Consider the following 15,475-nt stretch of genomic DNA (forward strand, 5'->3'; position numbering starts at 1 on the left):
GTGGTCTTAGACCATAAATAGACCTCTGATAGACCGCTAAACCACCGGTGATAGAGCGCTAAAAGGCATTTAACTGACAGGTAATTAACCGGTTGAAGATCCTGCCGTAAATTTGCCATGTAGTTTTCTGTTTGTGAGCTGGTATGCCGGGTATTAGAAGATCTAAGCCAAAAAAAATGAGGATGTCCTTTGGGGATATCCTCATTTTAAATTTATAAGCCTTGATGATCAAAGCTCATGTAGGTTATTCTAGTATCTGTAGGCTTCCGGTTTAAACGGACCTTCTACAGGAACACCAATGTATTCTGCCTGGTGATTGTCTAAAACGTCAAGTTCTACGCCAATTTTAGCTAAGTGTAAACGGGCTACTTTCTCATCCAGGTATTTAGGAAGAACATATACTTTATTCTCGTATTTATCGGTGTTGGTCCAAAGTTCTAACTGAGCTAAAGTTTGGTTGGTAAAAGAAGCCGACATTACAAAACTTGGGTGTCCTGTTGCACAGCCTAAGTTTACCAGGCGGCCTTCAGCCAATAGGATGATGTCTTTACCGTCAATGGTATATTTATCTACCTGAGGTTTGATCTCTATTTTAGTATCTCCGTAGTTTGTATTTAACCAGGCTACGTCGATCTCATTGTCAAAGTGACCAATGTTACAAACGATTGCTTTGTCTTTCATAGATTTGAAGTGTTCTGCACGAACAATATCACAGTTACCGGTAGTGGTTACAATGATATCTGCTTCTTTAACGGCAGTAGCAAATTTCTTTACTTCATAACCTTCCATTGCAGCCTGCAATGCACAGATCGGATCAATTTCAGAAACGATTACACGTACACCTTGTGAGCTTAAAGATTCAGCAGAGCCTTTACCTACATCACCGTAACCGGCAACAACAGCAACTTTACCAGCCATCATGATGTCGGTAGCGCGACGGATCGCATCAACCAACGATTCACGGCAACCGTATTTGTTGTCAAATTTAGATTTGGTAACTGAGTCGTTTACGTTGATTGCAGGTAAATGCAAGGTGCCGTTTTTCATGCGCTCATATAAACGGTGAACACCGGTAGTGGTTTCTTCAGATAAACCTTTGATCGCTGCAATCAGCTCAGGATATTTATCGAAAACCATGTTGGTTAAATCACCACCATCATCAAGGATCATGTTTAATGGTTGTTGCTCCGGACCGAAGTGTAAAGTTTGCTCAATACACCAGTCGAAACTAGCCTCGTCTAAACCTTTCCAGGCATACACCTGGATACCTGCAGCAGCAATGGCAGCAGCAGCATGGTCCTGGGTTGAAAATATATTACATGATGACCAGGTAACTTCAGCACCCAGCTCTACTAAGGTTTCAATTAAAACTGCAGTTTGGATGGTCATATGCAGACAGCCTGCAATACGCGCACCTTTTAATGGTTTTGAAGGACCGAATTCTTCACGCAATGACATTAAGCCCGGCATTTCTGCTTCAGCTAATCCAATCTCTTTGCGGCCCCATTCTGCCAGTGAAATGTCCTTAACTTTGTAAGGAACGTAAGTTGTCTCTACTGATGACATATTGTTATTTTTTAAGTGTTTATTTTCAGTTGCTTATGTGCTTTTAAAATTGACTTTTACGCCATTGGCACAATTCATTGAATCATTCTGATTTTCTTCTGCAAAAGTAGGCAATAGTTTAACCAAATTCAAAAGTGAAATAAAAGACGGTCTTTATAATGGCTAAATTCTGCAATATTGATGTCATGGTTGTTTTGTGAAATTTTAATTAAGTTTACCAGAACCAACAAACAAATATTAATGCGACAACTTTCAGAATGGTGGGAACAATCTAAGTTTTTAAACAACCTGATACCCGGCCTATATACATCATTGATTTTTTTATTAATGCTTTACTTCCTTAAACCGAGATTAAAGATCGGGAATAAAATAGCTTTGGAACTTTTTCCAAACGACCCGGCAGGCCAAACTCACCTTTATTCATTTAAAGTCATTAACAAATCCTTGTTTTTTAAAGTTTACGACCTGCACATTTGTGCCTGGGTTTCTAAAATAGAACCCTCCGTTAATGCAGATGACGTTTCCTATCAACCCATAAAAATAAGGAAGCAGTTTCAATGGGTCATACACAGGTTGTACGCCGGGCATTTTTTTCAAAAATTCTTAGCTAAAGATCAAAGGCTGGAAAGACGTACGGATTATGCCGCGCAATTCTCTACCTTTGAAGACATTAGGGGCATGATCGCTAATGGGCATTTTATTACAGTGGAGATATTAGCTAAACATTCGTTGACAGGATTTACAAGAGTAATCACGAAGAAATATAAACATGTGAGCGATATCATAACAGGCACTTACTACAGCGGGAACTCTTGTGAAATAAAACCTTAACAAACATATTTTACTTAATTATGTTGCATAAGTAAATAAGAAATGATATCTTTAACATAAGAACACAAAAATTAACCAAACTATGGACATCATTGTAAAATAAGTTCCTAAACTCAATAGTTGAGTTTGGTCAACCAAAAGATATTACTTAAGCCCTTTCGTTAGGGCTTTTTTTGTGCACATTTGATTCTGTATCTTCACACCCGGCATCTTGTATTGGAGTTTATCGGTCACTTTGGATCAATAGATTATTCTACTGCCAACTATATGATACCAAAGTAATTTAAAGGTCAAAACTATCACATTGCAACTGTATTGCTTTGATGCTATCTATTGACGCTGTACATTTGTAAACTGAAAAAAGAAATATTAAAGAATTTAAGCATATGTATCCAGAATATTTAGTTGAACCCATGCGTGCAGAACTTACTAAAGTAGGTTTTGAAGAATTAAAAACTGCAGAAGATGTTGATCAGGCCATCAGCACTGAAGGAACTGTATTTGTAGTGGTAAATTCTGTATGCGGTTGCGCAGCAGCAAATGCACGCCCGGCAGCACGTTTAGCTGCATCAAATGAAAAACATCCTGATAAATTGGTAACTGTTTTTGCTGGTATGGAAAAAGAAGCAGTAGACAGGGCAAGAGGTTATATGATGCCTTTCCCTCCGTCATCTCCTTCAATGGCATTATTTAAAGATGGTAAATTGGTTCACATGATCGAACGCCATCAAATTGAAGGCCGCCCGGCACAAATGATTGCCGACAGCCTGATGGGTGCTTTTGACCAGTACTGCTAGTCAGATAAAAAATACACAGAAGGAGTTGCCATACCGCAGCTCCTTTTTTTATGCCCGCAATTTTATGAAACAATCAGGCAGGGGATAATCCGGATCATAGCCTGAATATTGGTTAACACAAACACATACAAGGCGTAACCCAATGATGGACAATACGCCCCCATAAGTAACAATCTTAAAGCATTATACAGAATCACTGGTTTTAATTGGATATTTAGATCACCAACAAACCATGACCATGATTAAAAAATTACCCGCTCTGGCATTTGCAGTCGCCCTTAGTTTAAACTTCGTTTACGCGCAAAGACCACAACCCCAAACTTCAGCACCTTCTACATCAGCGGAACCTGTTAAAGGAGCCACTCCATCACGGACTATTGTTCCGGAAAGTGAAGTCGTTACCCAGCACCAGGTAACCATCAAAGGCAAGTCTGTTCCCTATAAAGCGGTAACTGGTACGTTGCCGGTTTGGGATGAGGATGGTAAACCCATTGCCGGACTATTCTATACCTATTATGAACGTACAGATATTCAAAATAAGGAAAGCAGGCCATTGGTGATCTCTTTTAATGGAGGTCCGGGTTCTGCATCTGTCTGGATGCACATTGCCTATACCGGTCCGGTGGTTTTAAAAATTGACGATGAGGGCTATCCCGTTCAGCCTTACGGCTATAAAGACAATCCGAACTCTATTCTTGACGTAGCCGATATCGTTTACATAGATCCGGTAAATACCGGATATTCCCGATCTACCAGTAAAGATGTACCGAATTCAAAGTTCTTTGGTGTACGTGCCGATATTAAATATTTAGCTGAATGGATCAATACATTCGTAACCCGTACCAACCGCTGGGCATCACCAAAATACCTGATTGGCGAAAGCTATGGTACAACCCGCGTGTCCGGACTGGCACTGGAGCTTCAAAGCAACCAATGGATGTACCTGAATGGGGTGATCCTGGTTTCGCCAACAGAACTCGGCATTGAACGCAGTGGTCCCGTAGAGCTTGCGCTTCGCTGGCCATATTACGCGGCCACGGCCTGGTACCATAAAGCATTGGCAGCTGATCTGCAGGCAAAAAAACTACAGGATTTCCTTCCTGAAGTAGAGGCATTTACCATGAAAGAATTGCTGCCTGCCATTGCAATGGGCAGCGAGATCAGCGACCAGCTGCGTAAAGACATTGCCGCTAAAATGGCCAGGTACTCGGGGATCTCCGAAAAGGTGATCCTTCAAAACAACCTCGACATCTCTACTAATTTCTTCTGGAAAGAACTGTTGCGAGATAAAGGGTTTACCGTTGGGCGACTGGATTCCAGGTACCGCGGTCTGGACAGGTCTGATGCTGGGGATAGTCCCGATTATAATGCCGAGCTAACCTCATGGCTGCATTCGTTTACCCCGGCCATCAATATGTACATCCGCAATGAACTGAACTATAAAACAGACTTGAAATACAATATGTTCGGTTCGGTTTCGCCCTGGGACAATACCGGGAACCGCACCGGTGAGAACCTTCGTCAGGCCATGGCACAAAATCCATACCTGCACCTGATGGTGCAATCCGGATATTATGACGGTGCCTGTGATTATTTTAATGCCAAATATAGCATGTGGCAAATGGATCCGGGAGGTAAGCTGAAAAGCAGGATGAGCTTTAAAGGATACGAAAGCGGACACATGATGTACTTGCGTAAGGACGATCTGGCTACAGGTAATGCAGACATCCGCGATTTCATCCTAAAATCCTTACCAGCAGCAGGAGTACCCGCAAAGTTTTAAACAAAATCGCTAAATCCTAAAATCATGTTTATGTCATAAAGTGTATACTTGACACTAAGCATGATTTTTATTCTTTCCTTTGCTACCGAATGAACATTCAATTAGAAGATTTCTGTAGCAAACGTACTGCAATTTTGACCAGTACACTGGAACTTGTTAAAGAGCACGGGTTCCATGGTACACCCATGAGCCAGATTGCCAAAACAGCGAATGTAGCCGCAGGGACCATATATCACTATTTCGATTCTAAGGAAACGCTGATGGTAGAATTGTATATGTATACCAAACACCGGTTAGGTAAAGCCATGCTGGCCGGAGATGATGAAAGCAGGCCTTATAAAGAGCGTTTCTTTCAGTATATGACCAATCAGTACAATTTTTACATTGAAAATGAATCTTCCCTGTTTTTTTTAGAACAATATATCAACTCCCCATTTGCCAAAAATTATCCCGAAAAGGACTCCGATATCTTCAAAACAGACATCATTCCTTTTTTTGATTTTGGTTTGGAAAATGGGTACTTTAAAAAAATTGATCCCCGGTTAATGTGGCCGATCATAAGGGGCACATTAGTTGCTGCTGCTCATTTTCGTATATCTCAGCATGTGATGTATTCTGAAGAAGACATTAGCCAGCTTGTGAAGATGATCTGGGATGCAATTAAAAATAACAATACCACACCATAAATAATAACCCAGTAAACACCGCAATTTCTTTTTTTAAATATGAAACCATACAAATTAATCTTAATGCTGCTAATCGGGTTGCCACTTGCATTAACGCAGGCTGTATCCGGGCAAACGGTCAGCAACGACAAGACGCTTAACAATGCTACACTTCAGGAAGTGATTGACTATGCACTGAATAACAGACCGGGCGTGAAACAATCACTGATCGATGAAGAGATCGGCGAAAGGGACATCAAATCGGCCCTTTCCGGATGGTTCCCCCAGGTTAATGGTAATGCCGCCTATAATCACAACTTAAAACAGCAGGTGAATGCGTTAACCACAAATGGTGAGACTTCATTCATCACTTTCGGTACCAAGCATACTTCTGCAGTTACCTTACAAGCAGATCAGCAGTTTTTAAATGCAGGTTTGATCCAGGCTTCTAAGGCCGCTAAGTTTTACAGACAGCAGTACAAACAAAGTACCGAGAATACCAAAATTACGACTGTTGTTGACGTAAGTAAAGCTTATTACGATATCTTAACCAGCAGAGAACAGCTGAACATCATTAGCGAGAATATTGCACGTCTGGAAAAGCAGCTGAAAGATGCCAGCGCCCAGTATGAAGCCGGATTGGTTGATAAAACAGATTTTCAACGTGCACAGATCAGCTTAAGCAATGCAAGGGCCGATAAAAAAAGGACTGATGAACTGCTTAAATATAAATATGCGTATATTAAAGAGCTGATCGGCTACGGTGTGGAAAGAGACTTTAGCTTAAATCTAAGTTCAAGCAATATGGAGCAGGGTATTGTATTGGATACTACCCAGCAGCAGGTTTATCAGAACCGGATCGAGTACCGCTTGCTGGAAACCCAAAGAAAATTGCAGCACTTAAATACCAGCTTTAATAAATGGAGCTACCTGCCTTCTGTTTCCGGATTCGCCAATTACGGATGGAACTATCAGAACAATGATTTCGGTAACCTGTACAATCAGTCATTCCCAAGTTCAGTAATCGGGCTGAAATTGAGTATTCCAATTTTTCAGGGTACCAAACGTACCCAGGAGATCCGCAAATCGGAACTTCAGGAAAGAAGGATCGACCTGGATATTGTAAATGCAAGAAACCAGATCAACACGCAGTATGAGCAGTCTATGGCTACTTATAAAGCCAATCTGAACGACTGGAAAACGGCGCGTTCAAATGTAGAGATCTCCAGACAGGTTTATAATACCATCAAACTGCAATACGATGAGGGAATTAAAACGTACCTGGATCTGATGACCTCAGAAACTGACCTGCGCACTGCACAACTCAATTACTTAAATTCATTATATAGTCTGCTTTCATCGAAACTGGACGTACAACAAGCATTAGGAACAATTACCGTAAATCAATAACCACTCAAATGAACACTATTAATCACATAAAACTAGGCATCGTTATACTTGGTTCCATCACATTAGCTTCTTGCGGAGGCAATAAAGCCCCTCAGCAGCAAGGTCCGCCTCCGGCTACCCCGGTTACTACACATACGGTGGCTGAAGAATCAGTAACCACTACAGATACCTACCCTGGTGTTGTTGTGGCTTTAAATGAAGTTGAACTTCGTCCGCAGGTTGGTGGGTACATCACTGCTATTTATGTAGCTGATGGTCAGAAAGTAACTAAAGGTCAGAAACTGTATGAGATTGACCGCACTAAATATATCGCCGCTTATAATGCTGCAAAGGCAGATGTTGCTGTAGCAAAGGCTAACCGCGATAAGGCAAAGAAAGATGCAGACCGCTATACCCGTTTGGCAGAGCAGGATGCTGTGGCTAAACAACGTGTGGATTATGCATTAACAGATCTTGCAAATGCACAATCACAAGTTGCTGCAGCTGAAGCCGCCATGTCTTCTTCTGCAAATGATCTTCAGCGCTCTATTATTGTATCTCCATTAACAGGAACTATCGGTATTTCCCAGGTTAAACTGGGTGCTTTGGCTTCTCCCGGAACAACGTTGTTAAACACCGTTTCTACAAATGATCCGATTGCAGTTGACATTTCCGTAAACCAATCAGAGATCCCAAGATTTACACAGCTTCAAAAAAATACTTCAGCGGTAAAAGATTCACTGTTCAGCATTCAGCTGCAGGATGGAACGATCTACAAACGTCAGGGCCGTATCGTGGCGATTGACCGTGCTGTAGATCCTCAGACAGGGACCATTAAGGTCCGCATCAGCTATCCGAATGAAGGAGGCAGACTGTTTGCCGGTATGACTGTGAACTTAAAAGCTTTGAACAAAGCTGAAGATCACCAATTGGTTATTCCGTTTAAAGCCGTAACTGAGCAATTGGGTGAGTTTAATGTTTTTGTGGTTGGCGACAGCAGTAAAGCAGAAAACAGGATCATTAAGCTGGGCAAACAATTTGATAAAAGCGTAGTAGTTAGTTCCGGCCTGAAACCAGGCGAAGTGATTGTAGTTGACGGTGTACAAAATGTTAGACCAGGTTCTGTAGTTCAGGCTACAGCTCCCGGAGCAGCCCCGGCTGGTCAGCCAGGTGCCGCACAACCCGCAGCAGCTCCAGTTAAGAAATAGTTTTTTAAAATCTCAGACAGATATATGATCTCAGAAGTATTTATAAAGAGACCGGTCACGGCAATCGTCATCTCTATCCTAATTGTACTGATCGGTTCCATTGTGATCACCACATTGCCCATCAGTCAATATCCCAATATTGCGCCGCCAACCGTTACTGTAAGTGGTACCTATACCGGTGCCGATGCTCAAACCGTTGAACAAACCGTAACTACCCCTATAGAAAGTCAGATCAATGGTACACCCGGAATGAAATACCTTTCCTCCAACAGTACTTCCGATGGCCGTTCTGCAATTACCGTTACTTTTGATGTAGGTACTAACATTGATATCGCAGCCCTTGACGTTCAGAACAGGGTAGGTATCGCTGAGCCTGCATTGCCCGAAGCCGTTAGGCGTTTAGGGGTAACCACTAAAAAAGCAAATAACGACATCCTGATGGTGTTGGGCTTATATTCTCCAAACGGTACGTACGACCAGAAATTCATTTCCAACTATGTCAATTTATACGTAAAGGATGCCTTGTTAAGGATTAAAGGTGTTGGGGATGTTCAGGCATTCGGACAGCCTTTTAGTATGCGCGTTTGGCTTGATGCAAATAAACTGGCACGGTTAAACTTAACCCCGGCTGATGTTTCTGCAGCCATTGCCGAACAAAATTCACGTATTCCCGGTGGTACCGTTGGCGGACCTCCGCAAGACAACAGCCAGACCTTTGAGTTCTCTGTGGTTTTGGATGGTGACTTGAACACTGAAGAACAATTCAGGAATATTGTTGTAAAATCCGGTGAAGATGGTTCTTCAGTTTACTTAAAGGATATAGCACGGGTAGAACTGGGTGAGTTCAGTTACTCCACACGGTCCAAGATCAATGGTAAGGTGTCATCTATGATGGCCATCAACCAGACTCCCGGAGGTAATGCGGTTGAAACTGCCGATGGTATTGATAAGACCATGGCTGAATTGAAAAAATCCTTTCCTAAGGATCTGGATTATACTGTTGGTTATGAAACGGTTTCCATTGTAAAAGTTTCCATCAGTGAAGTGATCCACACCCTTGTGGAGGCACTGATCCTGGTTACACTCGTGGTGTTCTTCTTCCTGCAAAGCTGGAGGGCAACACTGATCCCGGTACTCGCAATTCCGGTATCTATCATCGGTACCTTTATCCTGTTTACGCTATTGGGTTTCTCCATCAACGTGTTAACGATGTTTGGTTTTGTACTGGCCATTGGTATCGTGGTGGATGATGCGATTGTTGTGGTAGAGGCCGTCCAGCATTATATGGATCATGACGGACTTTCTGCTCCCGATGCAACACGACGTGCGATGAAAGACATTACCGCTCCCGTTATTGCAATTGCACTGATCCTGGCCGCAGTATTTATCCCGGTTGGTTTTATACCCGGGATGGTGGGGCAGCTCTATCAGCAGTTCGCAATTACCATTGCTGTTTCTGTATTGATCTCTGCATTTATTGCGTTATCACTTACGCCTGCCTTATGTTCATTGCTGCTAACCCCCATGAACTTAACGAAAGATTCAAGAGGCTTAAACAAGTTCTTCTTTAAATTCAACGTTTGGTTTGCTAAGGTAACTTCAAGATATTCAAATGGTGTAAAATGGGCGTTGAAAAAAGCACCGCTGGTTATGATCATCCTGGTATGCCTTTATGTAGGTACCGTTGGTTTGTTTGTTAAAAAACCAGGCGGGTTTATTCCGAATGAGGATGCAGGGATCTTCCTGATGGGGGTAACGCTTCCTGAGGGTGCTTCTGCTGCACGTACCGATGCATTTATTGAAAGAATTACAAAAACCATTCAGGAGAAATATCCTGAGGTTAAAAATATCACGTCTATCGGTGGTATCAACATCCTGAACAGATCATTTAAATCCAATGCCGCCACATTCTTTGTGCAGCTTAAAGGATGGGATGACAGAGAGGGTGATGTTGCCGGAACCATTGCCAAGGTAACGAAAGAGTTTACCGGCGATAAAGATGGTAGTGTGCTTGTGGTGGCGCCGCCTCCAATTCCCGGTCTTGGTATTAGTGGTGGTTTTGCACTGCAGATCCAGGAAAAACAAGCTGGCGATATTAAAATGTTTGAAGCCAACGTGGGTAAATTCCTTGCTGCTGCAAACCAGCGCCCTGAAATTGCCATGGCCTATACGTTGTTTAATGCAAGAACACCGAATTACCAGGTTCATGTTGACCGTGAACAAGCCAAGAAAATGGGTGTTTCCGTAGGTGCTGTTTACAGTACCATCTCCGCCTATATGGGTAGTAGTTATGTAAATGACTTTACCAAATACGGCAGGAACTTCCGCGTGGTTACCCAGGCAGATACCAGCTATAGAAAAGGAATTGAAAACCTGCGACAGCTGTATGTTAAGAACGCATCAGGTACATCGGTACCTTTAAGTTCTATCGTTACGTATGAAATGGTAGAGAAGGCTTCGATCATCAATCACTTCGACTTGTTCCGCTCTATTGAGGTTTCAGGATCAGCAAAACCCGGATTCAGTTCCGGTGATGCCCTTACCGCATTAGAAGAAGTAGCTGCGCAGACCTTACCTGCCAACTACAGTTATAACTTCTCCGGATTAAGTTTGGAAGAGAAAGAAGCCGGAAGCAGTACAACGCTCATCTTCGCACTGATCGTTGTTTTTGTGTTCCTGTTACTTGCCGCTCTATATGAAAGCTGGTCGGTTCCATTCTCCATCCTGCTTTCTGTACCTCTGGGGTTGTTTGGAGCTATTTTAGCCCTTACTTTCCTGCCTAAGCTGGATAATAACATTTATGCACAGGTAGGTCTGATCACGCTGATCGGTCTGTCTGCAAAGAATGCGATCCTGATCGTTGAGTTTGCTAAAGAACGGGTAGACTGGGGTATGCCGCTGATTGCTGCAACCATTGAAGCGGTTAAGCTGCGTCTGAGACCAATTGTCATGACTTCCCTGGCCTTTATCCTGGGTGTTATTCCATTGATCATCTCTCATGGTGCAGGTGCTGTTTCCAGACAAACGATTGGATGGACAGTTGCTGCGGGGATGCTTTCTGCTACCATTCTGGCGATATTTATTGTTCCGGTACTGTTTGTACTGATCACTAAACTGGCCTATGGTAAAAAGAAACTTGCAGAACTGGAAGCTTCTTACAATGCAGAACAACATAAAGATACACTACACGCAGATTAATCATCTCCGTTAATAAAAACAGAAAGCTGTCTTAAAATCATTTAAGGCAGCTTTTTTTGTATATATATTATTTTTCCGGCTGCCAGGTTTGTTCAAACATCAGCTTCAGTTTCTTATCCCATTCCTTCTGGGCATCTTTATAGGTGCTGTGATTTGTTGCCGTATCGTATTCATTGTGGAGTTCGCTTAACCGCCGTTCATACTCCTGAAATTTATAACGGACTTCTCCCTGAAAATCTGCTGTATAAATAAACTCAGACATCAGCTTCTCAATTTTATTCCCAATGATAAAGCCAATAAGCAAATGTCCCTGCTCATGGTTTAAAAGTGCGTCTACTTCTTTTCTTGGAACTTTAACCTGATCAAAGAAACTGCCTCCGGTATTTTGCTCAACCTTGGTGATCACTTTTAATTTATAGGCCAGATCGGAAAGCTTAACCACAGAGTCAATCCGGTAATAGATCCTTACATTGATGTAAACCGGATACGGGGCATTTGGCTTAACGCTAGCCTTAAAATCAGCCAGGGTAACCTTTGGTATGTCATGAGGTCTTAAATGCTGTGAGCTTGCTAAAAAAGGTGTTAGGAACAGCATGCTCAACAGGAGCGGCAGCGGATTTATTTTCATTAAAATATCTGGTTAACGGAATCAGCTTCTTAGCATCTTCAAACAATAATATTAATTTTTATTTAAACAGAAAAATGGCAGTCTGTAAGGTGATGTTTTTAAGCGTTTGCGGTTAACTTGTTCAAGATTAAATAAGGTCTCCGGTGTGCTGATTAAATAAGATCTAATGTTAAGTGTAATCCGTTTATTAACATAATGATAATATTAAAATAACAATTATTTTATGTTAAATTGTAAATAAAATACAAGCGCAATACATGAAGAATAAGAAGAAGAGTTCCAAAATTAAAGCTGCAAGAAAAGAAGCCCGTAAAGATTTGTACAGTAGTTTGTTGGTTGCTATTGACCAGGCGGTCATCAGCCCTGATCACCAGGCTAAGGCAGTTAAAAAAGAAATTAAAAAGTCGGCCGCTAAGCTTGCAAAGAAACTTTCGCAGAAAATTAAGTTCAGTAAATCACAAATTAAAGAAGAGCAGACAGAAGCTGTTGCTGAAGTTACTGCTTAATTGCCTCCTCAAATTTGATCCTAATGAACCTTGGCCTGTACAACTGAGGGTCATTTGAAAGATCTTTTAGGAAATCAAAAGAATTGATGTTATAGCTGATGAGTAGTTCTCCTTTTGGAGACAAACTTGGATGCGCCTTTGCATTGTAGGCAAAATAAGTTTTTTGAATAAGATCTGGTGTGCAATCCCAGATCTTTATTATCGGTCCGAACGGACCGTAAGGCGTTTTCCCCAGCCGCATCCCTACATGACTTCCGATCCCTCCCTGTTGAAAAATCAAAGCATACCTGCCATCTGGAAGTGCGGTAACACTCAATTCATTTGAAACCTGGTCTGTAATTGCTGCAGACTGCTTCATATCCGCCTGCCATTGTGTGCCATTCCAAAAGTTCCACTTGGTATAATCCTCAAAATCTTTTGGACGCACCCGTGCAGCCAGTAACTTCTTTGCATTGCCTTTTACCCCGTATACATAGATAAAACCATCAGGCTTTGCTGCACCCGATTGTATGGTATTCACGTAAATACCTGCCCCGAATGAGCCAGTTTCGCCGCTCTCAACCTGCACTCCGGCCTTTACATTTTCTATGTTCTTTGTGCTTTCTTTGCTGATGTAAAAAGGGGTGTCGAACTGCTTATAATTTTTATAGGGCGGTGTTTCTTTTGCCTCTATTTTAATCAGGGTATTTCCGATCTCTGAAAAACCAAAGGTGCCATCGCTTATTTGTTTAATGCGGTAGCCAAAAAGGTAGATCGCATGGTTCTTTTCCGGATTTACAAAGCCATCGCCCAGCCAGTAATAGTCCCTGGGTCCGGTCATCGGGGTTTTTGGGATAAAAACAGTTTCTGCATTCCCTGCAGCAGAGGTGTTCCAATGGAAGGTCAGCTTTGATGAATCTGGAGTTATCCCCGTTAACAAGGCAGTCGCATTGTGGATCATTTTACTGCCATCCTGAATCTTGACGCGCGCTCCATTCTTTAACCTGCCAATCATACTGTCACTAAAAATAAACAGCGTCTTGCCATTGGTAGTCGCTGCATGTTCTTTGCCGTTTAATGGAATCGAATAAATGCCGTCCCCACCGTACCATCCCGAATCCCTGGTAAATAATTGGTTCCATTCTGTAGCCTTTTCTGCCGTAAATTTAATATGTTCAAGATCTTGCGCAATCAATTCCGTCCGCATAAAACTAAGCAGCAGCACTAAAAATATTCCGGTTTTATTCATGCTTAAATTTACAGTATTATTTTTTTAATTCTTTTTATAAATGCTTGCTCAGTTTTATCTAAGTTTGAGTCTATAAAACTCCAATATGACGTATTGTTTAGCGATAAAGGTGAAAGAGGGATTGGTGGCGATTGCTGATACAAGGATCACTTCAGGTTCTGATACCACACAAAAAAAGAAAGTATATATCGAACAACGGGATAAATACTCTTTGTTTATTATGACCAGCGGTTTGCGCTCAGTACGGGATAAGGCTGTGCTTTACTTTAAGGAACTGATTGATGAAGGCGAAACACATAACAAACTCTATAAAGCTGTAAATGCATTTGGAGCACAGGTAAAGCGTGTTGCCAATGAAGATAAAGAAGACCTGGAGCGCAACGGGCTCAAGTTTAACCTGCACACCATTATTGGCGGCCAGTTAAAGGATGATGAAGAGCATAAGCTATTCCTGTTGTACCCGGAAGGAAATTGGGTGGAGCTTGGAGAAGGGGCACCGTTTGTGGTCATTGGCAATTCCGGACACGGTAAAGCCATTCTGAACCGTACGTTAACCAGTGATTCTGATATGCACCTGGCACTGAAGACCGGCTTTCTGTCTTTCGATTCTACACGCGCAAGTGCCAATGATGTCGATTTTCCAATCGATGTGGTGCTGTACAGGAATAACAGCTTTGGAATGATAGAACACCGGTATGGTAAAAAAGACCTGGAGGACATCTCCGACAGATGGGCTGAAGAGTTGAAAACAGCCCTTGATAAAATTCCAGAAGAATGGATGGAAGTAGTATTTAATAAAGCACCATTGCCTAACCACGAAGTACTATGAAATTTGAAGTCTCCGCAAAATTAGCTTACGAAGCCCTTTCGCCCTCTACACTGATCTTAAACATCGAACCCTTTAAATCCAGGGGACAGTTTGTAGTGGAAGAAAGCTTCGTGTCTAACCTGGGTCTCAAAATGTACGACTGGACCAATAGCAGCGGAGAGAAAAGATTTAAGGTCATCGAAATTCCCAAAACCGGATTGGTCGAAATTAATTATAAAGGGATTGTAGAGAACCAGCTGGAAATAGTGTCAGCCGCCCTGCTGGAGGATGTACCCATTAGTTTGATGCCGGTCTACGTGCTCAATTACCTGAACCCAAGCCGGTATTGCCAGTCTGATAAGTTCTATAAATTCGCCTTGCATAAATTTGGGGCAATTAATAGCGCCTATGAAAAGGTGATGGCTGTGCGCGACTGGATTTATGACAATGTAGAATACAATGGCGGTGGTTACAGCACACCGCAGACTTCCGCATACGATACCGTTACCGAGCAAATTGGCGTTTGCAGGGATTTTGCACATTTAGGAATTGCCTTGTGCAGGGCCCTGACCATCCCGGCAAGGTATTTTACCGCTTATGCCTACAAATTGCAGCCAGCAGATTTTCATGCCTGCTTTGAAGTGTATTTAGGCGGCAGATGGGTCATCGTGGATGCTACTAAACTGGTTCCCTTGAACGGACTGGTAAAGATTGCTACCGGGATTGATGCGACTGATACCGCACTCGCCAGTATCTTCGGTAATTTAAATTTCCAGAGCATGGAAGTCAATGCCGTTTCACTGGATCCGAATTTTACAGATGCCGATGGCAGTTCATTAATGCAGGGATACAGCTATTATTAATGGGT

Annotated in this window: 13 protein-coding genes; 10 read left to right on the plus strand and 3 right to left on the minus strand. The window is 42.3% G+C overall.

Annotation, left to right across the window (positions count from 1 at the left end):
• Positions 1–249: 249 nt before the first annotated feature.
• The gene (gene ahcY, locus ATK78_RS12040; protein WP_133576318.1) at positions 250–1,566 is read right to left on the minus strand and encodes an adenosylhomocysteinase; all 1,317 of its coding nucleotides are present in this window, start codon (positions 1,564–1,566) and stop codon (positions 250–252) included.
• Between the two features lie 240 nt (positions 1,567–1,806).
• Here ahcY and ATK78_RS12045 point away from each other — a divergent pair, with 240 nt between their 5' ends.
• The 7 genes from ATK78_RS12045 to ATK78_RS12075 all read left to right on the plus strand — a co-directional run bounded on the left by ATK78_RS12045 (position 1,807) and on the right by ATK78_RS12075 (position 11,437).
• Positions 1,807–2,397, plus strand: a complete 591-nt coding sequence (locus ATK78_RS12045; RefSeq protein ID WP_133576319.1) for a hypothetical protein — start codon at positions 1,807–1,809, stop codon at positions 2,395–2,397.
• A 386-nt stretch (positions 2,398–2,783) separates the two neighbouring features.
• A complete protein-coding gene (locus ATK78_RS12050; RefSeq protein ID WP_133576320.1) occupies positions 2,784–3,194 on the plus strand; it encodes a BrxA/BrxB family bacilliredoxin in 411 nt (136 codons plus the stop codon).
• Positions 3,195–3,432: 238 nt separating this feature from the next.
• Positions 3,433–4,977: a S10 family peptidase gene (locus ATK78_RS12055; protein WP_133576321.1), complete on the plus strand. Its 1,545-nt coding sequence runs from the start codon at positions 3,433–3,435 to the stop codon at positions 4,975–4,977.
• 89 nt (positions 4,978–5,066) lie between these two features.
• Positions 5,067–5,663, plus strand: a complete 597-nt coding sequence (locus ATK78_RS12060) for a TetR/AcrR family transcriptional regulator (protein WP_133576322.1) — start codon at positions 5,067–5,069, stop codon at positions 5,661–5,663.
• A 39-nt stretch (positions 5,664–5,702) separates the two neighbouring features.
• Positions 5,703–7,052 carry a TolC family protein gene (locus ATK78_RS12065; RefSeq protein ID WP_133576323.1) on the plus strand — a complete coding sequence of 450 codons (1,350 nt, stop codon included), beginning with the start codon at positions 5,703–5,705 and terminating at the stop codon, positions 7,050–7,052.
• A gap of 8 nt (positions 7,053–7,060) precedes the next feature.
• Positions 7,061–8,239, plus strand: coding sequence for an efflux RND transporter periplasmic adaptor subunit (locus ATK78_RS12070; RefSeq protein WP_133576324.1), 1,179 nt, complete (start codon positions 7,061–7,063; stop codon positions 8,237–8,239).
• A 24-nt stretch (positions 8,240–8,263) separates the two neighbouring features.
• Positions 8,264–11,437: an efflux RND transporter permease subunit gene (locus ATK78_RS12075; protein WP_133576325.1), complete on the plus strand. Its 3,174-nt coding sequence runs from the start codon at positions 8,264–8,266 to the stop codon at positions 11,435–11,437.
• Positions 11,438–11,504: 67 nt separating this feature from the next.
• Here the strand turns inward: ATK78_RS12075 and ATK78_RS12080 are convergent, their stop codons facing one another.
• Positions 11,505–12,065, minus strand: coding sequence for a DUF922 domain-containing protein (locus ATK78_RS12080; protein WP_133576326.1), 561 nt, complete (start codon positions 12,063–12,065; stop codon positions 11,505–11,507).
• A 257-nt stretch (positions 12,066–12,322) separates the two neighbouring features.
• Between ATK78_RS12080 and ATK78_RS12085 the strand changes: the two genes are divergently transcribed.
• The gene (locus tag ATK78_RS12085) at positions 12,323–12,571 is read left to right on the plus strand and encodes a hypothetical protein (RefSeq protein WP_133576327.1); all 249 of its coding nucleotides are present in this window, start codon (positions 12,323–12,325) and stop codon (positions 12,569–12,571) included.
• On the opposite strand, the gene ATK78_RS12090 is transcribed toward ATK78_RS12085, so the two are convergent.
• Entirely contained in the window at positions 12,561–13,799 is a 1,239-nt protein-coding gene (locus tag ATK78_RS12090; RefSeq protein WP_133576328.1) for a DUF4185 domain-containing protein, read from the minus strand. The genes ATK78_RS12085 and ATK78_RS12090 overlap by 11 nt on opposite strands.
• An 85-nt stretch (positions 13,800–13,884) precedes the next feature.
• On the opposite strand from ATK78_RS12090, the gene ATK78_RS12095 reads away from it, so the two are divergent.
• Entirely contained in the window at positions 13,885–14,628 is a 744-nt protein-coding gene (locus tag ATK78_RS12095) for a peptidase (RefSeq protein ID WP_133576329.1), read from the plus strand.
• A complete protein-coding gene (locus ATK78_RS12100) occupies positions 14,625–15,470 on the plus strand; it encodes a transglutaminase-like domain-containing protein (protein WP_133576330.1) in 846 nt (281 codons plus the stop codon). The genes ATK78_RS12095 and ATK78_RS12100 overlap by 4 nt, the downstream gene beginning before the upstream one ends.
• Positions 15,471–15,475 lie beyond the last annotated feature (5 nt).

The organism is Pedobacter metabolipauper, assembly GCF_004362715.1.
In the GTDB taxonomy this organism is placed as follows: domain Bacteria; phylum Bacteroidota; class Bacteroidia; order Sphingobacteriales; family Sphingobacteriaceae; genus Pedobacter; species Pedobacter metabolipauper.

Coding starts and splice junctions, on each gene's coding strand:
- ahcY (WP_133576318.1), bottom strand. CDS start 1,566: ATGTCATCAGTAGAGACAACTTACGTTCCTTACAAAGTTAAGGACATT.
- ATK78_RS12045 (WP_133576319.1), top strand. CDS start 1,807: ATGCGACAACTTTCAGAATGGTGGGAACAATCTAAGTTTTTAAACAAC.
- ATK78_RS12050 (WP_133576320.1), top strand. CDS start 2,784: ATGTATCCAGAATATTTAGTTGAACCCATGCGTGCAGAACTTACTAAA.
- ATK78_RS12055 (WP_133576321.1), top strand. CDS start 3,433: ATGATTAAAAAATTACCCGCTCTGGCATTTGCAGTCGCCCTTAGTTTA.
- ATK78_RS12060 (WP_133576322.1), top strand. CDS start 5,067: ATGAACATTCAATTAGAAGATTTCTGTAGCAAACGTACTGCAATTTTG.
- ATK78_RS12065 (WP_133576323.1), top strand. CDS start 5,703: ATGAAACCATACAAATTAATCTTAATGCTGCTAATCGGGTTGCCACTT.
- ATK78_RS12070 (WP_133576324.1), top strand. CDS start 7,061: ATGAACACTATTAATCACATAAAACTAGGCATCGTTATACTTGGTTCC.
- ATK78_RS12075 (WP_133576325.1), top strand. CDS start 8,264: ATGATCTCAGAAGTATTTATAAAGAGACCGGTCACGGCAATCGTCATC.
- ATK78_RS12080 (WP_133576326.1), bottom strand. CDS start 12,065: ATGAAAATAAATCCGCTGCCGCTCCTGTTGAGCATGCTGTTCCTAACA.
- ATK78_RS12085 (WP_133576327.1), top strand. CDS start 12,323: ATGAAGAATAAGAAGAAGAGTTCCAAAATTAAAGCTGCAAGAAAAGAA.
- ATK78_RS12090 (WP_133576328.1), bottom strand. CDS start 13,799: ATGAATAAAACCGGAATATTTTTAGTGCTGCTGCTTAGTTTTATGCGG.
- ATK78_RS12095 (WP_133576329.1), top strand. CDS start 13,885: ATGACGTATTGTTTAGCGATAAAGGTGAAAGAGGGATTGGTGGCGATT.
- ATK78_RS12100 (WP_133576330.1), top strand. CDS start 14,625: ATGAAATTTGAAGTCTCCGCAAAATTAGCTTACGAAGCCCTTTCGCCC.